20 protein-coding genes are annotated in these 22,070 nt (G+C 69.4%); 2 read left to right on the top strand and 18 right to left on the bottom strand.

Annotated elements, in window-relative coordinates:
* Positions 1–10: 10 nt before the first annotated feature.
* From H0B56_RS09775 to arc, 16 genes are all read right to left on the bottom strand, one after another.
* Positions 11–1,222, bottom strand: coding sequence for a GNAT family N-acetyltransferase (locus tag H0B56_RS09775; RefSeq protein WP_180892662.1), 1,212 nt, complete (start codon positions 1,220–1,222; stop codon positions 11–13).
* A gap of 41 nt (positions 1,223–1,263) precedes the next feature.
* Positions 1,264–2,037 carry a DUF4333 domain-containing protein gene (locus H0B56_RS09770; RefSeq protein WP_180892661.1) on the bottom strand — a complete coding sequence of 258 codons (774 nt, stop codon included), beginning with the start codon at positions 2,035–2,037 and terminating at the stop codon, positions 1,264–1,266.
* Between the two features lie 124 nt (positions 2,038–2,161).
* On the bottom strand, positions 2,162–4,972 hold the full coding sequence (locus H0B56_RS09765) for a DEAD/DEAH box helicase (protein ID WP_343063828.1): 2,811 nt from the start codon (positions 4,970–4,972) through the stop codon (positions 2,162–2,164).
* Positions 4,973–5,027: 55 nt separating this feature from the next.
* A complete protein-coding gene (gene tatC / locus H0B56_RS09760) occupies positions 5,028–6,005 on the bottom strand; it encodes a twin-arginine translocase subunit TatC (protein WP_180892660.1) in 978 nt (325 codons plus the stop codon).
* A gap of 185 nt (positions 6,006–6,190) precedes the next feature.
* The gene (gene tatA / locus H0B56_RS09755) at positions 6,191–6,553 is read right to left on the bottom strand and encodes a Sec-independent protein translocase subunit TatA (RefSeq protein ID WP_180892659.1); all 363 of its coding nucleotides are present in this window, start codon (positions 6,551–6,553) and stop codon (positions 6,191–6,193) included.
* A 72-nt stretch (positions 6,554–6,625) separates the two neighbouring features.
* A complete protein-coding gene (locus tag H0B56_RS09750; protein ID WP_180892658.1) occupies positions 6,626–6,847 on the bottom strand; it encodes a hypothetical protein in 222 nt (73 codons plus the stop codon).
* A 24-nt stretch (positions 6,848–6,871) separates the two neighbouring features.
* Positions 6,872–7,849, bottom strand: coding sequence for a helix-turn-helix transcriptional regulator (locus tag H0B56_RS09745; RefSeq protein WP_180892657.1), 978 nt, complete (start codon positions 7,847–7,849; stop codon positions 6,872–6,874).
* Positions 7,846–8,826, bottom strand: a complete 981-nt coding sequence (locus H0B56_RS09740; protein WP_180892656.1) for a WYL domain-containing protein — start codon at positions 8,824–8,826, stop codon at positions 7,846–7,848. Before H0B56_RS09740 ends, H0B56_RS09745 begins: the two co-directional genes overlap by 4 nt.
* A 188-nt stretch (positions 8,827–9,014) precedes the next feature.
* The gene (pafA, locus tag H0B56_RS09735) at positions 9,015–10,373 is read right to left on the bottom strand and encodes a Pup--protein ligase (protein ID WP_180892655.1); all 1,359 of its coding nucleotides are present in this window, start codon (positions 10,371–10,373) and stop codon (positions 9,015–9,017) included.
* A gap of 76 nt (positions 10,374–10,449) precedes the next feature.
* A complete protein-coding gene (gene prcA, locus H0B56_RS09730; RefSeq protein ID WP_180892654.1) occupies positions 10,450–11,268 on the bottom strand; it encodes a proteasome subunit alpha in 819 nt (272 codons plus the stop codon).
* Between the two features lie 81 nt (positions 11,269–11,349).
* A complete protein-coding gene (gene prcB, locus H0B56_RS09725; protein ID WP_180892653.1) occupies positions 11,350–12,201 on the bottom strand; it encodes a proteasome subunit beta in 852 nt (283 codons plus the stop codon).
* 118 nt (positions 12,202–12,319) lie between these two features.
* Positions 12,320–12,514: a ubiquitin-like protein Pup gene (locus H0B56_RS09720; protein ID WP_089302767.1), complete on the bottom strand. Its 195-nt coding sequence runs from the start codon at positions 12,512–12,514 to the stop codon at positions 12,320–12,322.
* 98 nt (positions 12,515–12,612) lie between these two features.
* A complete protein-coding gene (gene dop / locus H0B56_RS09715; RefSeq protein ID WP_180892652.1) occupies positions 12,613–14,106 on the bottom strand; it encodes a depupylase/deamidase Dop in 1,494 nt (497 codons plus the stop codon).
* 24 nt (positions 14,107–14,130) lie between these two features.
* Positions 14,131–14,802, bottom strand: coding sequence for a hypothetical protein (locus H0B56_RS09710; protein ID WP_180892651.1), 672 nt, complete (start codon positions 14,800–14,802; stop codon positions 14,131–14,133).
* Between the two features lie 240 nt (positions 14,803–15,042).
* Positions 15,043–15,981 carry an aldo/keto reductase gene (locus tag H0B56_RS09705; protein WP_180892650.1) on the bottom strand — a complete coding sequence of 313 codons (939 nt, stop codon included), beginning with the start codon at positions 15,979–15,981 and terminating at the stop codon, positions 15,043–15,045.
* 196 nt (positions 15,982–16,177) lie between these two features.
* Positions 16,178–18,007 (bottom strand): proteasome ATPase, encoded by a 1,830-nt coding sequence (gene arc / locus H0B56_RS09700; protein ID WP_180892649.1) that lies wholly within the window; start codon positions 18,005–18,007, stop codon positions 16,178–16,180.
* 405 nt (positions 18,008–18,412) lie between these two features.
* Between arc and H0B56_RS09695 the strand changes: the two genes are divergently transcribed.
* Together H0B56_RS09695 and H0B56_RS09690 are read left to right on the top strand one after the other, a co-directional pair.
* Complete coding sequence (locus H0B56_RS09695; protein WP_180892648.1) at positions 18,413–19,318, top strand: hypothetical protein; 906 nt, start codon at positions 18,413–18,415, stop codon at positions 19,316–19,318.
* A 41-nt stretch (positions 19,319–19,359) separates the two neighbouring features.
* Positions 19,360–19,845 (top strand): hypothetical protein, encoded by a 486-nt coding sequence (locus H0B56_RS09690; RefSeq protein WP_180892647.1) that lies wholly within the window; start codon positions 19,360–19,362, stop codon positions 19,843–19,845.
* A gap of 55 nt (positions 19,846–19,900) precedes the next feature.
* On the opposite strand, the gene H0B56_RS09685 is transcribed toward H0B56_RS09690, so the two are convergent.
* A complete protein-coding gene (locus H0B56_RS09685; protein ID WP_180892646.1) occupies positions 19,901–20,725 on the bottom strand; it encodes a tRNA (adenine-N1)-methyltransferase in 825 nt (274 codons plus the stop codon).
* Positions 20,726–20,844: 119 nt separating this feature from the next.
* The gene (locus H0B56_RS09680) at positions 20,845–21,984 is read right to left on the bottom strand and encodes a site-2 protease family protein (protein WP_425484519.1); all 1,140 of its coding nucleotides are present in this window, start codon (positions 21,982–21,984) and stop codon (positions 20,845–20,847) included.
* Positions 21,985–22,070 lie beyond the last annotated feature (86 nt).

The raw sequence follows: 22,070 nt of genomic DNA, 5'->3' as shown, positions 1-22,070 counted from the left end.
GCTGTCTCCGTCAGAAGCCCGTCCCGCACCAGGGCGGCACGGCCCCGGCGAACAAGCGGTCGGCCGGCTCCACGGCGGCCGGATCGATGACCTCCAGCCTGCCCACACCGGCAAGCGCGCTCGGACGCCATGTGCCAAGGTACAACATCGCCAGCGTGTCCACCTCCGCGCGCAGCTGCGCCGCCAGGTCCGTGCGCTCGACACCGGCAGCGGAGACCCGGTAGGTGCCCGAGTTGTCCGGCAACACCGGGTCGTGCACCGACAGCACGACGGCGGCGTCCGGACCGTAGGCCCGTGCCGCGAGCGCGGCCGGCACATCGACCAGGCGCAGCCACAGGTGATCGTGCATGCCGGTCGTGCGGCACGCCTGCGGGTCGTCGAGTAGTGCATCGACCGGCTCGTCGAGCGGTCGGTTCGACACCTCGACGCGGTCGACCAGATCGACCCCCAGCAGGAAGCGCCAGAGCTCGGCGAATGCCGAGTCCGAGCAGGCGAGCATGTCGTCGACGGACAGCACGCACGCGCCGTCTCCCCCGTCCCGGCCACGCTCCACGAGGTACATCGCGTAGCCCTCGACACCGTCGCGGCCGTGGTACACCACGCCCCGCGCCACGCCGCTCGACCGGCGGTAGAAACCTTCCCACCCGGCCCAGAGCTGCTCCGGCCTGCTGAGCATGCCCGGCCGCGCAGGTGCCAGCGACCGGTAGATTTCGGGAACCCGCCGCACCGCAGCGTCCATGTCGAGCAGCTCGACATCGCCGCCGGACGGTGCCTGCTCCCGAACCCGCGTGCCGTGCCGCCACACTCGCAACGAGCGTTCCACGGTGGCCACGCCGTAGCCGAACCTGCCGTATATCGCGCCCTCGCTGGCCAGCAGCCCCGCGAGGGGAACCCCGCGCTCGCGGAACGCGCCCAGCTGGGCATTCATCAGCTCGCGCAACACGCCGCGGCGGGTGCGGTGCGGCCGCACCCCGACCCCGGTCACCGCCGACGCGGGTACGGATCCGCCCCCGGGAACCGCCACCGACGCGTCGACCGACCTGGCCGTGCCGACCAGCTCGTCACCGTCGAAGGCACCCAGGCAGCGCCCGACCTGATGCGCCCGCTCGATGCGTTCCCGGTTCTCGTCGGCACCGCGCGGCGCGTGCAGAGCCTCGGCGAAGACCTCGTACGCGGCCAGATGCTCGGATCGGTCCAGGGTGCGGACCACTCGGTCTGTCATGCCGGGATCCTGCCGCACGCGGCCGCGACAGCGCCACGGAATTACTCCGGCGTGCCCACTTCGTAGTTGCCGTCCTCGCTGGTCACGGTGATATTCACGGAGCGGTCCTCGCCGTTGATCACCGCCGTGCAGTCGAACGAATGGTCCACCTCGACCTGCTGCCCGTCCGGGCAGGTCACGCTTTCCACGCCCTCGATCTGGTACTGCTCGGTGAGCACGTCCTGCACACCGCGCTCCATTTCCTCGTTGTCGAACACAGTGGACGTGAACCACCCGGGTGCGACGAAGCCGAGGAACGCGACGGTGCCGATCAGCAGTATCAGGATGAGTACACCGATCCACAGCGCCAGGCCGGACTTCGAACCCGAACCGCCGTCCCCGGCGCCACCGGGGAAGCCACCGTGCTGGCCCGGGTACCCGACCGGCGGTTGCTGGTAGCCGCCCTGCTGGTACGGGTCGTACGGAGGTTGCTGTTGCCCCCACTGAGGCTGGCCGGGCTGGGGCTGTCCCGGTTGGGGCTGCCCCCACTGCTCCTGGCCGGGCTGCGGGTAGCCGGGATGCTGCCCCGGGTACGGCTGGCCGGGCTGCTGTCCCCACTGGGGCTGGCCGGGCTGGGGCTGCTGGCCGGGCTGCGGGTAACCACCGGGAGGTTGCTGTTGCCCCCACTGCTCCTGGCCCGGCTGCGGGTAGCCGGGCTGCTGCCCCCACTGGCCCTGCGCCGGGAACCCGCCCGACGGCGGCCCCCCGTGCGCCTCGCCGCCGTAGGGTTGCTGCCCCCATTGCTGGGGGTCGTTGCCTCCGTACGGCGTGCTCATCGTTCGCCTCCGCAGAATCGCCGTCCAGTCGTCCTCTCGCGATCCAACCACAGCAGGTGGAGCCGCATCCCCAACGGGGTCCGGCGAGAACCGGTGGCACGGTACCGGCCCGCCCGGTGGCAGGCTACGTCGCTCCGGCAGCCACCACGCCCCTGCGAATCGCTCGCACGGCGTCCCCGGCCGCATTCCCGATCTCGTCGCTGTTGCCGAGCACGTCGCGAAGCTGTTCGAGCAGGTCGACGACCTGCCGGCACCAGCGCACGAAGTCACCTGCGGACAGTTCCTGTCCCGCCGACTCGGACGCTGTCATCACTTTCTCCAGCGACTCACCACGCGCCCAGCGATAGACGGGCCAGGCGAACCCCGCATCCGGCTCCCGGGTACGTTCCAGCTTGTGCCTGCGCTCGTCCTCGGCGAGCTCGGACCACACCCGCGTGGTGTGCTCCCACGCCTCGGCGACACCGCCGGATGGCACCTTGGGTTCCCCGGCACTGTCCCTGCGAGCCTCGTACACCAGGGTCGATACGACCGCAGCCAGCTCGGCCGGGCCGAGCCCGCGCCAGACATCGCGGCGGATGCACTCGGCGGTCAGCAGGTCCGATTCGCTGTAGATCCGGGCGAGCCGGTAGCCGTGCTCGGTGACCCGGGTGATGCGGCCATCTCCGGAACCGTCCCCGGACTCGCTGTCGGCGAGATAGCCCCGCTCCGTAAGCAGCGCACGGATCTTGTCGAACGACCGGGCCAGCGAGTGCGTACGCGCTGCTACCTTGCGCTCCAGCTTGTTGTTCTCCTGCTCGAGTCGTTCGTATCGCTCGACCCACCGCACGCGGGACTCCCGGTCGGCCAGCCCGTGCGCGGGATGCGCGCGTAGCTCGTCGCGCAGCCGGGACAGCTCCGGGTCGGAGTGCGCGTCCGTCTTGCCCCGCTTCTTGCCCGGCGGGGCGATGCCGGTGTTGCGCAGCGAGGAGGCGACGTCACGACGCACCCTCGGCGAGCGCACATCCACGTGTTTGGGCAGGCGGACGCGTCCGAGCGAGGACACCGGACTCGGGAAGTCCGCGACCGACAGCGGCCCCGACCAGCGATCCTCGGTCACCACGACCGGCCGGGGCTCACGCGCCGGATCGGTTCCCGGATCGATCACGACGGCCAGCCCGGCGCGCTTGCCGTTGGGGATCGAGATCACGTCGCCTTTGCGGAGCCGCTCCAGCGAGTCGGCGACCTCGTCCTGTCGAGCGTACTTGCGCTTCCTGGCAAGCGTTTTCTCCCGATCGGAGATCTTCCTGCGCAGCTCGACGTATTCGCGCAGCTGCGCGAAGTCCTCCCCCGCTGCCTCCGCGTACCCGGTGAGGGCTTCGTTGTTCCTGTCGATCTTGCGAGAGAGCCCCACCACGGAACGGTCGGCCTGGAACTGCGCGAAGGACTGTTCGAGCAGCTCGCGCGCTTGCTCGACGCCGACCTGCCCCACGAGGTTGACGGCCATGTTGTAGCCGGGGCGGAACGAGGAGTGCAACGGGTAGGTCCGGGTCGAGGCCAGGCCCGCCACGTGCTTCGGGTCGACCCCCGGCTGCCACAGCACGACCGCGTAGCCCTCGACGTCGATCCCACGCCGCCCGGCACGGCCCGTCAGCTGCGTGTACTCGCCCGGCGTGAGATCCACGTGCGCTTCACCGTTGTACTTGACCAGGCGTTCCAGCACGACGGTGCGCGCGGGCATGTTGATCCCCAGTGCCAGGGTCTCCGTCGCGAAGACCACCTTGACCAGGCCGCGCACGAACAGCTCCTCGACGGTCTCCTTGAAGGCGGGGAGCAGCCCGGCGTGATGTGCCGCGATACCGCGCTCCAGCGCATCGCGCCACTCCCAGTAGCCCAGCACGCCCAGGTCGCGCTCCGGAAGGTCCGCCGTCCGCGCGTCCACGATCGCGCGCACCTGCTCGACCTCCTCCGGCCCGTTGAGCCGGGCATCGGCGCGCGCGCACTGCTCGACGGCGGCGTCGCAGCCGGCCCGGGAGAAGATGAACACGATTGCAGGGAGCAGCCCTTCGGTGTCGAGCCGCTGGATCACATCCATCCGTGACGGGGGCCGGAACTTCGGCCCCCGCCCGCCACGCGGCGGCGGGCCCTTGCCCCGTCCCCGATGGTTGCGCTGCCCGCGCTGCCCGCGAAGCCCCGCCGGACCGAGCGCCGCCCGGGCCTCCTCGGTGCGCTTGACGAGCGTCGGGTTGATCCGGGCCCGCCCCTCGCCGTCCGCGGCGAAGAGGTCGAACATCTGCTTGCCCACCATCATGTGCTGCCACAGCGGCACGGGCCGGTGCTCGTCGACCACGACAGCGGTGTCCCCCCGCACCTCGACCAGCCACTCACCGAACTCCTCGGCGTTGCTCACGGTCGCCGACAGCCCGGCGACGCGAACGTGTTCGGGCAGGTGCAGGATCACCTCCTCCCACACCGCTCCGCGGAAACGGTCGGCAAGGTAATGGATCTCGTCCATCACCACGTAGCTGAGCTCGTTGATCGCCGAGGAGCCCGCGTACAGCATGTTCCGCAGCACCTCGGTGGTCATCACCACGACAGGCGCCGTGGAGTTGATCGCGGTGTCCCCGGTCAGCAGGCCTACCGAGCCTTCCCCGTACCGCGCGGTGAGATCGGCGTACTTCTGGTTCGACAGCGCCTTGATCGGCGTGGTGTAGAAGCACCGGCGTCCCTCGGCGAGCGCGAGGTGCACGGCGAACTCGCCGACGACCGTCTTGCCCGCGCCGGTCGGGGCGCAGACCAGCACGCCGTGGCCGTCCTCGAGAGCCTCGCAGCCACGGCGCTGGAAATCGTCGAACTCGAACGCCATCTGCGCGGCGAACTCGGTGAGCTGCGGATACGAAGCCCGGCGCTTGGCGGCCACGTAGGCCTCCGCCGGGGAGAGATCTAGGCGTTCAGCCACGCACCCAGGGTTGCACACCTGGGACCGTGTCCGCAGTCGGATTCGCGTCGCGTCGTCATGTCACGTCATCGGTGCGCCCGCCGGAGGAGGAGTCCGGGCCCGGCTGCTCGGCCGGGTCCTCTCCCGCGCTGCTGGTCGGGGTGTAGGTGAACGGGGCGGCCTCGTCGTCGGACAGGCCGTCGAAACCTTCGGCCACCCGTTGCCGTTCCAGCTTGCGGTCGTGCATCCGGGCGAGCTGGATGGCGAGCTCGAACAGGCCGGTCAACGCGCAGGCCAAGGCGATCATGGAGAACGGGTCGGTCGGAGTCACGAAGGCGGCGAAGACGAACAGCGCGGCGATGATCCCGCGCCGCCAGCGTTTGAGCTGCTCGTACTGCACGACGCCGACCTTGTTGAGCATCACGATCAGCAGCGGCAGCTCGAAACTGATCCCGAAGATGACCAGTAGCGCGAGGATGAAGGAGATGTACTCCTGGCCGCGCAAGGCCGTCATGAAGGTGTCGCCACCGAACCCGACGAGTACGCCGAGCGCGAGGGGAACGATGACGAGGGCGAGCGCGGCACCGAGCGCGAACAGCAGCGACGCCACGCATACGAAGACTCGCGCGTACTTGCGCTCCCATTGGTACAGGCCGGGCGCGAGGAACGCCCAGATCTGGTACAGCCACAGTGGTGCGGTCAGCACCATACCGGCGGCGATGCCGACCTTCAACTGGATCATGAAGGCTTCGAAGGGCGCCGTCTGTAGCAGCTGACACCCGTCACCGGTGTCCAGGCGGGCTTCCTCGGGAATGTCGCAGTACGGGCCCTTGATGACGTCACCAAGAGCGGGGAGGGGGCCGACACTCATGCCGAACCACGCGAACCCGATCGCGCCACCGGCCACGACCACCAGCAGCGCGTAGAGCAGCCGCCTGCGGAAGTCGTACACGTGTTCGATGAGGGTCATCGACCCGTCGGGGTTGTAGCGACGGCTCCGGCGCCGCCGCGCGTCCCGGCGCGTCGTCCGTTTGGACGTGGCGTCAGCGCTCATGACCCGCCCAACTCAGCCACGGTGTCTCTCCGATACACATACGTCACTCGCGTCGTTCACCCGGCCCCGGCTGCACGCCGCCTGCGATGCCCGCTCGCCAGGCACACGCCACCGCGCGAGCGACCGTTACACGACGCGTACGCGGCCGGCGTCCGCCGTTGCCGGAGGATCGATCCGCCGGGTCGTCAGCTCGCGTTCCGGTGTGGTTCGTCGGCGTTGCCCTTCATCTCGTTCAGCTGACGCTGCAGGTCCGCGATCTGCTCGTCCGCCGAGGCGTCCTCCGACTTGTCGGTGCGCGTCGCGGAGGCTTGCGTGGTGGGAAGCTGCCGCATATCCGGGTCCGATGACGACGCCGCCGATGCCGGCTCCGAGGACGTCTCGGCCGTCGAGTCCGCACCGTCTTCCTCGCGGAGTCCCTTGGTCTCGGCCTTGAAGATCTTCATCGACCTGCCGAGGGAGCGGGCAGCGTCCGGGAGCTTCTTCGCGCCGAACAACAGGACGAGCACGACGACGAGGATAGCGAGCTGCCACGGTGAAAAAGGTCCCATCGTGGCCTCCTTTCTTGCCTTGCGGCCATTCTACTGTTCCTCGATCCAGCTAACTGGATAGCAGGAAAAGGATCAACCCGAACGAGCACCGAACCGTTCCCGAAACCCGACACGCACGCCGGCGGCCCGCGCACGCAGTAACCGGACGTGTCCGGTGAGACTCGCGAGAACCAGCCGCGACGTCGTGCGGTACATGCGCAACGAGCGATACGTACGCACCGACAGCGCCAGCAGCGCCGTGAGGGCGCCGAGAAGCACGACGCCGAGGATGGTGAACACAGTGACCTCGCCCACGCCGATACTGTACTCCCCGCTCCCTCATTCCCGGGTTACCGGCAGGTGTCCGGCGCGCTGCAGTGCCTCGACCGCACGGGAACGGACCCGTTCGGCCAGCTCGACCGGATCCTCGACGGTGACATCCCCGCCGAGACCGAGCAGGAGCCGCACCATCCAGTCCTCGTCGCCGTAGCGCATGCGGACGCGCAGCCTGCCGCCGGTCAGCTCGCCGAGCTCCTCGCAGGAGTAGTACTCCGCCATCCATCGCGTTTCCGGAGCCAGCACCAGGACGGCCTCGCTGTGCTCGGGCCGGGGCGGGAACAAACCATCGGAGACGTCCATCGGCTCCGCGTCGGGCGGGGCACTGGCCCGCTCGTCGAGCACCTCCAGCATGTCGATGCGGTCGAGCCGGAACATACGCACCCCCTCCGCGCGCCTGCACCAGGCCTCGAGGTACCCGTGCCCGTCGACGATGAGCATCCGCATCGGGTCGGTGACCCGCTCGGTGATCTGGTCCGTCGACGCCGTGTAGTACCGCATCCGGAGCGCGCGTGCCCTGGTCAGCGCGTCCTGGACCGCTCGCCGGGTCGACGCGGTCGGGTCGGACTCGCGTACGCCCGGATCGATCACCACCCCGTCCGGTCGCGCCTCCCCGCTCGCCGACTCGATCTTGGCGATCGCCCTGCGGACCGCGTCGGCGTCCAGCACTCCTGGCGTCTCGGCCAGTGCCCGCAGCGCGACCAGCAGCGCGGTGGCCTCCCTCCCGGTCAGCCGCAGCGGCCGCCGCATCCCGGCATCGAAGGTGACCGTCACGGTGTCGGCGTCGAAGGACAGGTCGATCAGGTCGCCCGGGCCGTAACCGGGCAGCCCGCACATCCACAGCAGCTCGAGATCCTTGCGCAGCTGCTGGGGGGTGACGTCGAAGTCCGCTGCCGCATCGTCGATCCTGATACCCGGACGCGCCAGCAAGTACGGCACAAGCGCGAGCAACCGCGGCAACCGCTGCGCGACCGCCTTCATGCCCGGATCCCTTCCCTGGCGATGGCATCCAGCCGCTCGTGGACGGTCTTGGCGAGCACGTCGGGATCGAGCACCACGGCATCGGGGCCGTAACCGGCGATCCACCGGGCAGCGCTCTCCATGCAGTACAGCTCGATCTCCACCTCCTCGCCGGGCTCTCCACCCAGCGCACGCCTGCCGATGACGGTGGCCTTCCGCCGGATACCGGCCGCCTTGCCCTCGGCCAGCCACAGGCGGGCGGTACTCACCTGCCCCCCGTCGTCGTCCGGGTTACCCGCGACCAGCCCCAGCAGATCCACCCCGTGCGGTGCTTCCACGTCCCCGGGCCTGCCGATCAGACGGACCTCCCCGATGACACGCGAGAGCCGGAAGCACCGTGTGGCCTGCCGGTCCCGATCGTGCCCGACCGTGTACCAGCGCCCTCGCCAGGACACGACGCCCCACGGTTCGAGCGTCCGCGTCCTGCGCTCGGCGGAGTCGCCGCGCCGGTAGTCGAACCGGACGGGCCTACCCTGCTGCACCGCCGTGAGCATGGGGGTGAAGGCGCGTTCGGTGCGTACCCGGGGCTGCACGATCCCGGAGCCGGAGGTGTCCACCTCCACCCCCGCGGCGCGCAGCTTGACGAGCGCGCTGTCGGCGGGCCCGGTCAGCTCCGGCGAGTCCCAGAGCCGGACGGCCAGGCCGACGGCGGCGGCCTCGTCCGCGGCGAGATCGATGTCCCCGAGCTCGTAGTCCCTGCGTGCGATGCGGTAGCCGTCGGTACTGTCGAACACCGAGCTACGGCCGGTCTCCAACGGCACACCCAGCTCGCGCAGCTCGACCTTGTCCCGCTCGAACATGCGGAAGAAGGCCTCGTCGCTGGTCGCGCCCGCGTAGCCGGGCACAGTCGCCCTGATCCGCTCGGCTGTGAGGTACTGTCGCGTGGACAGCAACGCGAGTACCAGGTTGACCAGACGTTCGGCACGTGCGGTTGACACGCCCCGAGCCTAACGCCAACACCTGGTCACGCGCGGCAGGATCGGGCCAGTCGTATGGACTTTCCGCGCGGCAACCACCACAGGCACGCCGGCGGCGCCGTCACTCCCGCAACGAGGTGGGAGCCGGATGTCACGTTCGGCGCCTACTTGGGCGCCCGGTGTCACATTCGGCTCCCACCCCGCCGGAGTCAGAGGCTCGCGATCAGGCGGTCGACACGCTCGTCGACACTGCGGAACGGGTCCTTGCACAGCACGGTGCGCTGCGCCTGGTCGTTGAGCTTGAGATGCACCCAGTCGACCGTGAAGTCGCGCTGCGCGGCCTGCGCCGCGGCGATGAAGTCTCCCCGCAGCTTGGCCCTGGTCGTCTGTGGCGGCGTGTCCTTGGCCAGCTCGATCTCACCGTCATCGGTGACCCGTTTGACCAGCCCCTTGCGCTGCAGCACATCGAAGATGCCCCGGCCGCGACGGATGTCGTGGTAGGCCAGGTCGAGCTGAGCGACGCGCGGGTTGGACAGGTCCAGGCCGCGCTTGGCCCGGTAGCTCTCCACGAAGCGGTACTTGATGGCCCAGTCGATCTCCGTGTCGATCTTGCTGTAGTCCTGCTGCTCCACGGCTTCCAGCGCCCGCCCCCACAGCTCGACGATCCGCTTGGTCGTGGGGTCGGCCCCGTGTGTATCGACGAACTGCACGGCACGCCTGTGGTACTCGTGCTGGATCTCCAGAGCCGAGGCCTCCCGGCCACCCGCGAGACGCACCTTGCGCCTGCCCGTCATGTCGTGGCTGATCTCGCGGATCGCCCGGATCGGGTTGTCCAGCGTGAAGTCCTTGAACTGCACGCCCTCTTCGATCATCTGCAGTACCAGGTTGGCGGCGCCGACCTTGAGCAGCGTGGTCGGCTCCGCCATGTTCGAGTCCCCGACGATCACGTGCAGCCGCCGGTAGCGTTCCGCGTCGGCGTGCGGTTCGTCCCGGGTATTGATGATCGGCCGGGATCGCGTGGTGGCGCTCGATACCCCTTCCCAGATGTGCTCGGCCCGCTGGGACAGGCAGTACACCGCTCCCCGCGGCGTCTGCAGCACCTTGCCCGCACCGCACACGAGCTGCCGGCTGACCAGGAACGGAAGGAAGACATCGGCGATGCGGGAGAACTCGCCGGACCGGCCGACCAGGTAGTTCTCGTGGCACCCGTAGGAGTTGCCCGCCGAGTCGGTGTTGTTCTTGAACAGGAAGATGTCACCGCCGATGCCCTCATCGGCCAGCCGCCGCTCCGCGTCGACGAGCAGATCCTCGAGAATGCGCTCGCCTGCCTTCTCGTGCGTGATCAGCTGCGTCAGGTCGTCACACTCCGCCGTGGCGTACTCCGGGTGCGACCCCACGTCCAGATACAGGCGCGAGCCGTTGGACAGGAAGACGTTCGACGACCGCCCCCACGATACGACCCGGCGGAACAGGTAGCGGGCGACCTCGTCAGGGGACAGCCTGCGCTGCCCGTGGAACGTGCAGGTGACCCCGAACTCGGTCTCGATGCCAAAGATCCGGCGTTCCATCACGCACACCTGGTTCGTCGACGACCGTGTTCCGTGTTACCGCCTGCGTCGCGGGCCATCGGTGCGTGCCGACCGCTCATCGACCTGCCCCCTCGTCGCCGCTGTCCGACTCGGCCCCGCCCTCGGGCTCGTTCTCCTCGGATCCGGCCGAGGTATCCGTGCCGTCCTGGGAATCGTCGCCTGCCCCGTTGCCCTTACCGGACCCCGCGTCAGGCATCAAGGCGGTCAGCGCCGCACCGGTGATGCGCCGGAACGCCCTCCGCGGCCGCGCGCGCTCGAGGACCGCGACCTCCAGCTTGCCCAGCTCGCTGCTGGACCCGTTGCTCGTCGCGGCGCTGAGCACCGTCACGGCAAGGCGCACCGCGTCCTCCAGCGAGCAACCCGCCTCGTAGCGGTCGTTGAGCTTGCTGACGATGGGCTCCGTCTGGCCTCCCATCACCAGGTACTTCGGCTCGTGCACGATCGAGCCGTCGTAGGTCAGCCGGTAGAGCTGGTCCTCCTCCGGCATGGTGCCGACCTCGGCCACGGCCAACTCCACCTCGAACGGCTTGACCTGCTCGGTGAAGATCGACCCCAGGGTCTGTGCGTAGACGTTCGCCAGCTGGCGTGCCGAGACATCCCGCCGGTCATAGGAGTAACCCCACAGGTCGGCATGCTTGATGCCGGCCCGGCGCAAGCTCTCGTACTCGCTGTAGCGACCGGCAGCGGCGAACCCGATCCGGTCGTAGATCTCGGAAACCTTGTGCAGTGTCGGTGACGGGTTCTCCGCCACGAACAGCACGCCGTCGGCGTACTTCAGCGCCACTACGCTGCGACCGCGCGATATGCCCTTGCGGGCATACTCCGACTTGTCGCGCATGAGCTGTTCGGGGGATGCGTACAGCGGCATCGTCACGGTGATCGATCTCCACTCTTCTCAGCAGGTTGCTGGTCGCACTCCTGGCCTGCGTACGAATGCCGTTCCGGACGTCCGGCGTCAGCCCGTCCCGCCCTCGGCGCGGGTGCGGGCAGCGACGACCTCCTCGGCGACGGATGCCGCGCGGTCGTCCGACAGCCGGGTGGCGCCATCGGCCGTGATGGTCACCACGCTGGGGAAGATACGCCGGACGAGGTCGGGCCCGCCGGTGGCGGTGTCGTCGTCGGCCGCGTCGAACAGTGCCTCGATCGCAACCCGGATGGCCTGGTCCTCGCCGGCATCGGGGTCGTAGAGCTTCTTCAACGAGGACTTGGCGAACAGCGACCCGGAACCGATCGCGTGGTAACCGGCGGTTTCCTCGAACCGGCCTCCCGTGGCGTCGAACGAGACGATACGTCCCGCTTTGTCCGGTTCGGTCGCTTCGATGTCGTACCCGGCGAACAGCGGAATGACGGCGAGGCCTGCCATGGCCACGTCGAGGTTGCCGCGCACCATCGTGGCCAGCTTGTTCGTCTTGCCGTCCAGCGACAGCGCGATCCCTTCGATCTTCTCGTAGTGCTCCAGCTCGACCGCGTACAGCCGGACGAGCTCCAGGGCGATACCGGCCGTACCGGCGATACCGACTGCCGAGTGCTCGTCGGTGACGAACACCTTCTCCAGGTCACGAGAGGCGATCACGTTTCCGGTCGTGGCCCGGCGGTCGCCCGCGATGAGGACGCCACCGGAGAATGTCATCGCGACGATCGTGGTGCCGTGCGGTGCGTTCAGCTCCGACGCGGAGCCGTTCGATCGGCTGTGTGGCAGTAGGTCAGGTGCTTGGTTGCGAAGGAAATCGGTGAAGGACGAGGACTCCATTGACAAGTAACCCGATGGCAGAGCCCCGCGGTTGTGCGCGGGCGACGTGTTGTCCATACGTTCTCGCGGTTCCCATCTCTCTGACGTGACGTGCGCTGGAACGGAGCGTACGCGGGCGAGTGCGCGACACCCGGCGAGGCGGGCACGACCCGGCCACGTAACACGCGGTGACCTGCTACTGACCGCCCTTCTGCACGTAGGCGCGCACGAAGTCCTCCGCGTTCTCCTCGAGTACGTCGTCGATCTCGTCCAGGATCGTGTCGACGTCCTCGTTCATCTCCTGCCGGCGTTCCTGACCCGCGGGGCCACCCTCCTCGTTCTCCTCCTCGGAATCGCCACCGCCGTGCCGTTCGATCTTCTCCTGAGCCATGTCGCCTCCTGATCAACGGTGCTCATGTCCAGGCTACCTAGTATTCGGGCCATACGGGGTTCTCGTTCGTACAACGAATGCCCCGGCGCGCCCGCTCGTCAGCCGGTCAGTTCCGCCACGAGCTGCTCAGCGGTCTCGGCCTCGTCGAGCAGCTGCCCGACATGCGCTTTCGTGCCCCGCAACGGCTCGAGCGTGGGGATACGGACGAGCGACTCCTTGCCGACGTCGAAGATGACGGAGTCCCAGGAGGCGGCCGCGATCGAGGCCGCGTACTTCTCGAGTGCCCGCCCCCGGAAGTACGCCCTGGTGTCCTCCGGCGGCGCGGTCATCGCCGCGTGCACCTCGTCCTCGCCGACCATCCGCCGCATCGAGCCGCGCGTGACCAACCTGTTGTACAGGCCCTTGTCCAGGCGCACATCCGAGTACTGCAGGTCGATCATGTGCAGCCGCGGCGCGGCCCACCCGAGCGCGTCCCGTACCCGGTAGTTCTCCAGCAGCAGCAGCTTCGCGGGCCAGTCCAGCAGGTCGGCGCACTCGGAGGGGTCCCGGGCCAGCTTGTCGAGGATCTCGCCCCACAGCGACAGCACGTCGTCCCGTGTCTCGTCGCGCTCGCGCTCGGCGAAGGCCAGGGCCCGCTCGTGATAGGCGTACTGCAGGTCCAGCCCGGAGAACATCCGCCCGTCCGCCAGCTCCACCTTCGCCCTCAGTGTGGGGTCGTGGCTGATCTGGCGCACCGCACGGACCGGGTCGTGCAGCTTCAGGTCCTCGAACGTGATGCCGGCTTCGACCATGTCCAGGACGAGTGCCGTACTGCCCAGCTTGAGGTAGGTGGCGTACTCGGCGAGGTTCGCGTCCCCGATGATCACGTGCAGCCTGCGGTACTTGTCCGCGTCCGCGTGCGGTTCGTCGCGGGTGTTGATGATGCCGCGTTTGAGGGTGGTCTCCAGGCCGACCTCGACCTCGATGTAGTCCGCACGCTGGGAGAGCTGGAAACCTTCTTCCTCGCCCTGCTGCCCGATGCCTACCCGGCCCGACCCCGTGATGACCTGGCGGGAGACGAAGAACGGTGTCAGCCCCGTGATGACCGAGGTGAACGGGGTGTTGCGGGCCATAAGGTAGTTCTCGTGCGTGCCGTAGCTGGCGCCCTTGCCGTCCACGTTGTTCTTGTACAGCTGCAGCTGGGGCTGACCAGGGACCGTCGCAGCCTTCATCGCGGCCTGCTCCATCACCCGCTCACCGGCCTTGTCCCAGACCACGGCGTCCCGCGGGTTGGTGACCTCGGGAGCGGAGTACTCCGGATGGGCGTGGTCGACGTACAGGCGCGCCCCGTTGGTGAGGATCACGTTGGCCGCCCCCAGATCCTCGACATCGGGGTCCTGCGGCGGTCCGCCCTGCCCGCTGAGGTCGAACCCACGCGCGTCCCTGAGCGGGGACTCCACCTCGTAGTCCCACCGTGCCCGGCGCGCCCGCGGGATGTCCGCTGCCGCCGCGTACGCGAGCACGACCTGTGTGGATGTCAGTACTGGATTCGCCGTGGGGTCACCCGGCACCGCGATGCCGTACTCCACCTCGGTTCCCATGATCCGCCGCATGACTCCAGCCTACGGGTAACCGGCCTATGGCCGTTCCAGGGCGTCGGCGGCGATCGGCGCGAGCCGCTCGATGGCTTCCTCGGCGCGCGGCGCCCACCGTGCGGTGACCCGTACCACCGAGAAGACCTGCTCGTGCTGCAGAAGGGCCGTACACGTGGAGTCCTCCTGCTCGACGTGCACGCACAGGGCGGTGTGCTCGTCGATACCCGTTACGTCGACGTCCAGTGGCTCGCCAGGGCAGTCGAGGGCCGCGAGGACGGAGCCGGAGTCCGCGGGCAGCGCGGTGACATAGTGATCCAGATGTGAACCGGTGGGGTACTCCCAGGCGGCGGCGTGGTAGGAGTCCGTAACCTCATCGCTGTCCGTATCGCCGCTGTCCCCCTCGCCGTCCGAGGCATCGCCCCCGCCACCGTCCAGGACCTCGGCCAGGCAGCCCTCTGGCGTGCCGGGACCGGACTCCCGACGTTGCACCCCTTCATCGGCGACATCGCCGTCCCACATCAGCGCGGCGCCCGCCGTGCGCTGGGCCTGGGCATCGACGGTACTGGCAGGCTCGTCGTCGGTTCCGGGACCGTCGGCCTGGCCTGCCTGCTCGGCCCGCTCGGTCGAGCCGTCCCGGTCGTCGTAGTAGGTGTCCAGGTCATTGGGGCGGTCCGCACACGCGGAGAGCACCGCGACGAGCGCGACCCCGACCATCGCCGTTATCGGCCCGTGACGCACCGTCCAACCCTTTCCTCATGATCCGGGGCACTCCCGCGCCGTGTTCCCACGCACCGGAGTCGGGCAAGAATCCAACATAATGGACGCGCCGCCGTGTCGCGCTACCGCCCCGGGCGCTTCCGCCCCGCGATGCCGTGCCCAGTGATTACCCGCCCATCACCTGCGGCGGCGTGCCGAGCGGGCACTCCAGCGCCGCACCCGTCCGGGAAGGTCGGGTCAGCTCCAGGCCAGCAGGCCGCGGTGCTTCCAGTACGCGTGCGCGTCCTCGGCCTGCTCGTGCAGCGCGGTGAGCTCCGCGCCGTCGAGCGTCACATCGGCGGCCGCCAGATTGGATTCCAGCTGGCCCGCGCTCGCGGGGCCGAGCAGCACCGTGTCCGCCCACGGCTGGGCACACACCGCGGCCAGCGCGACAGCGTCCGGTCCCACCCGGTGTTCCACGGCCAACCGGGTCACCGGTGCGGGCGGGTGCACCACAAGACGCCCGTTCGCCAGCGGCTCCTTGACCAGCACGTGACATCCCGCGGCGTGGGCCTCGGCAAGAGCCGCTCCCGCGGACGGCTCGAGGACGTTCCAGGTGGACTGCACAGCCGTGAACACCCGCTCCCCGTCCACCTCAAGGTCCAGCGCAGCCCGGATCACATCGGCCTGTGCGGCACCGGAGGTGGAGAACCCCACCCGCACCCCGCTCGCTGCCAGGTCGGCGAGTGCCCGCAGCAGGGGCCGGTCGGTGAACAGCGGGCTGTCCACCGTCAGCGAATGCACCTGGTAGAGCGCGATGGCGTCGCCGAGCGCCTCGCGACTCTCCAGCCACTGTGTGGTCAGTCGCGCCAGCGAGTGTTCCTTGACCTCATGCACCTCGGCGTCGGTACGCCACCCGCCGACATAGGCGTAGCCCCACTTGCTGGAGACGGTCAGGTCCGGGTACCCACGCAGGGCCATCCACTCGCCGAGGAACTCCTCCGCCCTTCCGTAGGAGCGCGCCACATCGATCCAGCGCACCCCCGCCGCGTAGGCGGTGTCCAGCACCGAGGCCGTCACCGCGCGCATCGCCTCGACACTCCGCTCGGCCGGCAGCTCCTGTGCCCGGCCCAGGTTGATGTACGCGGGCCTGCCGACCGCGGCCAGCCCCAGGCCGAACCGGGTCACCTCCGCCATCGTCCCGCCATGCGCCGGCTTCCGTGCCACCCGCGTGCCCGAACGGGCACCCCGCCTGCCGCAGGAGCCGCGCCCCTTGGCCGGAGCCCGTGAGGGGCCCGTGCCGAACGACGTGACCGCCAGGGACCGACACAGCGGCGGGCGGCGCCGGGACAGGTTCCCGGCGCCGCCCGCGCGGTCGGTTGCCGTACAGCCCTCAGAGGTACTGCCCGGTGTTCGTCGCGGTGTCGATCGCCCGACCCGAGTCCTGGTTCTTCCCGGTGACCAGCGTGCGGATGTAGACGATCCGCTCGCCCTTCTTCCCCGAGATACGCGCCCAGTCGTCGGGGTTCGTGGTGTTGGGCAGGTCCTCGTTCTCCGCGAACTCGTCCACGATCGCGTCCAGCAGGTGCTGCACCCGCAGCCCCGGCTTCTTGGTCTCCAGCACCGACTTGATCGCGGCCTTCTTCGCCCGGTCCACGATGTTCTCGATCATGGCGCCGGAGTTGAAGTCCCGGAAGTACAGCACCTCCTTGTCACCGTTGGCGTAGGTGACCTCGAGGAAGCGGTTCTCGTCGCTTTCCTCGTACATCCGTTCGACGGTGTGCTGGACCATCGCCTCGATGGTCGAGCTTTCGTCGCCGCCGAACTCGGCCAGGTCCTCGGCGTGAATCGGCAGGTCGGAAGTGAGGTACTTGGAGAAGATGTCCTTGGCCGCCTCGGCGTCCGGACGCTCGATCTTGATCTTGACGTCCAGCCTGCCCGGCCGCAGGATCGCCGGATCGATCATGTCCTCGCGGTTCGAGGCACCGATCACGATCACGTTCTCCAGGCCCTCGACACCATCGATCTCGGAGAGCAGCTGGGGCACGATCGTGGTCTCGACGTCCGAGGACACGCCGCTTCCCCGGGTACGGAAGATCGAGTCCATCTCGTCGAAGAACACGATCACCGGGGTACCTTCCGACGCCTTCTCCCGCGCGCGCTGGAAGATCAGCCGGATGTGCCGCTCGGTCTCACCGACGAACTTGTTCAGCAGCTCCGGTCCCTTGATGTTGAGGAAGTACGACTTGGCGTCGCTGAGCCCCTCGTCGCCCCGTCCTGCGGCGACCTGCTTCGCAAGGGAGTTCGCCACGGCCTTGGCGATGAGTGTCTTGCCGCAACCGGGTGGCCCGTACAGCAGCACACCCTTCGGCGGGTGCAGCTGGTACTGGTGATACAGGTCCGCATGCAGGAACGGCAGCTCGACCGCGTCCCGGATCTGTTCGATCTGCCGGTAGAGCCCGCCGATGTCCTCGTAGCGCACATCGGGGACCTCCTCCAGCACGAGGTCCTCGACCTCGGCCTTCGGCACCCGCTCGTACGCGAAACCGGCCTTGCTGTCCACGAGCAGCGAGTCGCCCGACTTGAGCTCCTGGTCGGCGAGCGGGTCGGCGAGGAAAACGACCCGCTCCTCGTCGGTATGCCCGACGACGAGTGCCCGCGCGCACTGGTCCTCGCTCGGCGCGGCGAGCACCTCGCGCAACCCGCACACCTCGCCGGTGCGCTCGAACTCACCGGCCTCCACCACGGTCAACGCCTCGTTGAGCCGCAGCGCCTGACCACGACGCAGGTTCTCGACATCGACGTTCGGCGAGACCGAGACACGCATCTTCCGTCCCGAGGTGAACACGTCGACCGTCTTGTCCTCGTAGGCGCCGAGGAACACGCCGTAACCGCTCGGCGGCTGAGCGAGCCGGTCGACCTCTTCCCGCAGGGCAAGCAACTGCGAGCGCGCGTCACGCAACGTCTCGACGAGCTTGTTGTTGCGTTCGGTCAGCTGGTTGATCCGCTCCGACGCCTCCGCGAGGCGCTGCTCGAGCACCCTGTCACTCTGCGCCGAACCGGCGGCCCTACGCCGCAGGAGAGCCACTTCCTCCTCGAGAAAGCGAATCTGCCGCGCCTGCTCCTCGGCGAGCTCGCTGTCAGTGGCGGCGTCCCTCGTCGTGCCGCTGGTATCAGTCGGCTCGGCGTCGTCCTGCCGGCTACCGGGGTGGTCGTTCTGCATGCGGCACCTCCTCGGACGTATTTCCCTCAACGGTACCGGTGATCTTCCGCAATCAAAGCCCTTTCTGTATTACAGAATCGACGCGTCGCCTCCCAAACACAGCGGGCGCGTTGACGCAATGCTCCGATTTCGTGTACCAGGGGTCGAGTATCCGGCTACCCGGAGTTGATCTCGCGCAAACCTCGGACATCGCTGGCCGAGCATGAATAGTCCCTCCGGCTGACAGGATTGTCGAGCAGATCCCGTGACTCCACCGACAAGGCCACGGAGAGTGTGGCACGCTCCACACACACCGAACCGGATAACGACTTCGCGTAGGATGCCGTACCGCGTGCCACACCGGCGTCAGCGGCGCGTGCCGGACGGACACCCGGATCCTTGTCAATACGCCATGAAGGGATCTCCATGACGCAGCCTCCGCGACAGCCGGGACAGAACGGGCCGCAGGACCCGTACGGACCCCAGCCGGGGGGTGGCTTTCCCGGCGGTCAACCTCCACACCCTCCAGGATACGGACAGCAGCCGGGTGCTCCCCCGCACGGCTTCCCGGAGCACGGCCGGTCCGGCCGTGACTATCCGCACCATCAGCCGCCGCCGGGGCCCGATCCCACAAGGCAGTACACCCAGCCGGGGGCATACCCGGCGGATCCGGCCGGTGCCTACGGGCAGCCGCAGGATCCCTACCGCGGCGGCTACGGCCCGCCGGGACCGCCGGGACCGCCCGGCCCTGGCGGCCCCGGCGGCGGCTTCGACGAGTTCGACGAGGCGGACCGCAGGCGGCGGAAGCGAGGGATCCTCATCGGTGTCGCCGTGGCGGCAGCGCTGCTGGTAGCCGCCGGGATCGTGGCACTGATCCTGATAGCCGGCGGCGATGACTCCTCGGACTCCGAGGATGCCGCACCGCAGGCCACCGAGCAGGCCGAACGGCAGGATGACCCCGCCGAGCAGGAGGACGAACCTCCTGCGCCGGACGTGCAGGATCCCGACGAGGGGCAGGATGACGGTGGGCAGGACGGTGCCCGGGATCAGGAGGAAGCGCGCGACACGGCCGAGACGGCCATGCGGGCGCTCAACGAACGCGATACCGAGCTCGCCAGGTCGGTCTCCTGCGATCCGGACGAGCCGCCGGACGGCGCGTTCGACGACTTCACCGACGAGGAGTTCCGGCTCACCGGCGACCCGGTGATCGACGGCGACTCGGCGACGGCGCCGTTCGAGGTGACCGGAACCGATCCGGACAGCGGTGAGGAGGTCTCGGAGTCGAGGGAGCTGTCCATGAAAAAGGAGTCCGGCCGGTGGTGCGTCACCTGACTGGGGAAAGGCGGCTGGCCATGAGGTCGAGACGCGGGAGCATGGCACTGGGGGTCGCTGTCGGGGTCGTACTGGTGCTTGCCACCGGCATCGGGATCCTCGCGTTGTTACTGCACGCGAGCACGACCCGACCAGCCGTGTCACGCGGCACGGCGACCGAGCCACCGCTCGACTCCCCCGGTGGCCAGAGCGATGCCGGGATGGCGAGACGCGCGGACGGCTCGCACACCGCCGAGGCACGGCGCGTCGCCGACGAGCTCGTGGCCGCCGCCAACACCAGGGACCTCGCGCGGTTCCAGCGCGTACTGTGCGAACCGTCCAGCGCCCGCGCGGAGGATCTCGCCGAGATCGCGCCGCAAGCCCGGTTCACGCTGCTCGGCGACCCTGTCGTCGAGCAGGCCGACCCCGACCGAGCGCACTGCGTCGTGCTCGCCGAGGTGGGCTCGGCCGCGGAGGAAATCACCCTTCACCTCGTCCGGAACGGGTCGCGCTGGTGCGTGACGGGTGGTCGGGCCGCTGCGCAGTGACCGCACCGCGCCCGGTCCCGCCGCGCAGGACCGGCCGCGCAGGGGCCGGCCCGGGTCAGCCCCGGCTCGGGCGCCGGTGCACGCGGGGCGGCGTTACGCCGTCGGCCAGCCGACGCGCGGTCAGCAAGAAAGCCGTATGCCCCTGCATGCGGTGTTCCGGCCGCACCGCGAGACCGACGACGTGCCACGGCCGGTCGATGGTTTCCCAGGTTTCCGGCTCGGTCCAGCACTGCTGCTCGCGCAGCGCCTCGGCGATACGGGACAGCTGCGTGACGGTGGCGACGTAGACGGTCAGCACCCCGCCCGCGACAAGGCTCGCGGCGACGGTGGGTAGGGAGTCCCACGGGGAGAGCATATCCAGGATGATCCGATCGACCTCCCCGGTGTGCTCGGCGATGTCCTGCACGTGCAACGACCAGTTCTCCGGCTGCTCCCCGAAGAACCGCTCGACGTTGGCCCTGGCGTGTCCCGCGTGGTCCTCGCGGGACTCGTAGGAGAGCACGCTGCCGTCGTGCCCGACAGCCCGCAGCAGCGAGCACGTCAACGCCCCCGAGCCCGCGCCCGCCTCCAGGACGCGGGCGCCGGGGAACACATCGCCCCACATCACGATCTGTGCCGCGTCCTTGGGATAGATGACCTGCGCGCCCCGGGGCATCGACCGGACGTAGTCGGCGAGCAACGGGCGCATCGCGAGGTAACTGGTGCCGCCTGCCGAGCTCACCACCGACCCCTCCGGCTGACCGATGAGCTCGTCGTGCGCCAGCAGGCCGCGATGCGTGTGGTACTCGCCACCCTCGGACAGCACGATGGTGTAGCGCCGCCCCTTCGGGTCCGTCAGCTGTACCCGGTCCCCTACTCCAAACGGCCCTCGCCCGGACACTCGATCTCCTCCATTTGTCGCGCCGAACCAGCAGCGTTCGATCGTCCCAGACCCGTCCCCCACCCCCACAGCCGGATGCGCTGAACGACGCGTTCACTCCACGCACGGGACCGAAAGCGTCATTCGGCCGCACCGTGCACGTCCTGCCTGTGCAGCACGCCGGCCGGACGGCCCTCGTCGTCGATGACCAGGAACTGCCAGGCGGGAGTGTCGCGCACACGTTCGGCGATCTCGTCTCCCGGCTCGGAGACCAGCACGATCGTCTCGGGGCGCACCGGCTCCGCTGCCTGCGCCGCGGGCGCCTGCGGCGACCGGGCGGCCAGCTCCCGTGCGGCGTGCGCATCGAGCAGGCCAGCAGCGATGCCGTCGACGCGCACCAGAACGACCCCTCGACCGGCACCCGCAGCCAGGGCGTCAGCGACAGGGCTCTCCGCCGACAGCTGCAGCACCGGCCGCATCAGCCGGGCCACGTCCAGCTCGGCGCGACCCTGCCTGCGCCGGTCGGCTCGCAGCTCCGCCCGCGCTCCTGCCAGCACGAACCAGCCGACCAGCAGGCCGAGCGCCAGCCGCAGCCAGCGGTCCGGACTGTCCACGGCGATGCCGTGCAACGCCCAGACGAACAACCCGGCCGCGATCACGCCGCCCCCCACGGCCGCGGCACGGGTCCCCGTCGAGCGCGCCCCCGTGACCGACCACACGCCCGCGCGGAGGATGCGTCCCCCGTCGAGCGGGAGTCCCGGCAGGAGGTTGAACACGCCCACGAGCCCGTTGGCGACCGCGCACTGCGCCACGAGCAGCCACACGGCACCGCCTGCCGGTACCGTCAGCAGCATCCCGGCGAACGCCGCGGCCAGCACGAGGGACACCACGGGGCCGGCCACCGCGACCAGCCCTTCCTGCCCGGGCCGCCGCGGCATGCGCGCGATCTCGGAGAGCCCGCCGAGCAGGAAGAGCCGCACGCGGCGCACGGGAAGCCCCATGCGCAGCGCCACGAGGGTGTGTCCCAGCTCGTGTGCCAGCACCGACGCACCGAGCAGCAGCGCGAACGCCGTCGCGACGGCCCAGGACACCACCGGCCCCGCACCCGGAAGCACCCTGCCCACCAGCGGCGCGTACAGCACGACGAGCACGAACGCACCGAGCCACCACGAGGGGGCGAGCAACACCGGCACCCCTCGGACCTTGCACAGCAGCAACCCGCCGCGCGTCAGGTTCACCGAACGTGGCCCGCTCGCCCTGTCCTCTCCGGTCGATGACACACCGAGCACGATAAACGGTGCGGTGTGTGTCAGCAGTGATGCGATGTCCGTACCGGACGCACGCGACACGGCCACCCCGCGGCTGT

This window comes from Haloechinothrix aidingensis, from assembly GCF_013450155.1.
Lineage (GTDB): Bacteria > Actinomycetota > Actinomycetes > Mycobacteriales > Pseudonocardiaceae > Haloechinothrix > Haloechinothrix aidingensis.
This window is presented reverse-complemented; position numbering and strand designations above follow the sequence as displayed.

Coding starts and splice junctions, on each gene's coding strand:
- dop (WP_180892652.1), bottom strand. CDS start 14,106: ATGCGGCGGATCATGGGAACCGAGGTGGAGTACGGCATCGCGGTGCCG.
- H0B56_RS09745 (WP_180892657.1), bottom strand. CDS start 7,849: ATGAAGGCGGTCGCGCAGCGGTTGCCGCGGTTGCTCGCGCTTGTGCCG.
- tatA (WP_180892659.1), bottom strand. CDS start 6,553: ATGGGACCTTTTTCACCGTGGCAGCTCGCTATCCTCGTCGTCGTGCTC.
- pafA (WP_180892655.1), bottom strand. CDS start 10,373: ATGGAACGCCGGATCTTTGGCATCGAGACCGAGTTCGGGGTCACCTGC.
- tatC (WP_180892660.1), bottom strand. CDS start 6,005: ATGAGCGCTGACGCCACGTCCAAACGGACGACGCGCCGGGACGCGCGG.
- H0B56_RS09695 (WP_180892648.1), top strand. CDS start 18,413: ATGACGCAGCCTCCGCGACAGCCGGGACAGAACGGGCCGCAGGACCCG.
- prcB (WP_180892653.1), bottom strand. CDS start 12,201: ATGGACAACACGTCGCCCGCGCACAACCGCGGGGCTCTGCCATCGGGT.
- H0B56_RS09775 (WP_180892662.1), bottom strand. CDS start 1,222: ATGACAGACCGAGTGGTCCGCACCCTGGACCGATCCGAGCATCTGGCC.
- H0B56_RS09690 (WP_180892647.1), top strand. CDS start 19,360: ATGGCACTGGGGGTCGCTGTCGGGGTCGTACTGGTGCTTGCCACCGGC.
- H0B56_RS09705 (WP_180892650.1), bottom strand. CDS start 15,981: ATGGCGGAGGTGACCCGGTTCGGCCTGGGGCTGGCCGCGGTCGGCAGG.
- arc (WP_180892649.1), bottom strand. CDS start 18,007: ATGCAGAACGACCACCCCGGTAGCCGGCAGGACGACGCCGAGCCGACT.
- H0B56_RS09770 (WP_180892661.1), bottom strand. CDS start 2,037: ATGAGCACGCCGTACGGAGGCAACGACCCCCAGCAATGGGGGCAGCAA.
- H0B56_RS09720 (WP_089302767.1), bottom strand. CDS start 12,514: ATGGCTCAGGAGAAGATCGAACGGCACGGCGGTGGCGATTCCGAGGAG.
- H0B56_RS09710 (WP_180892651.1), bottom strand. CDS start 14,802: ATGGTCGGGGTCGCGCTCGTCGCGGTGCTCTCCGCGTGTGCGGACCGC.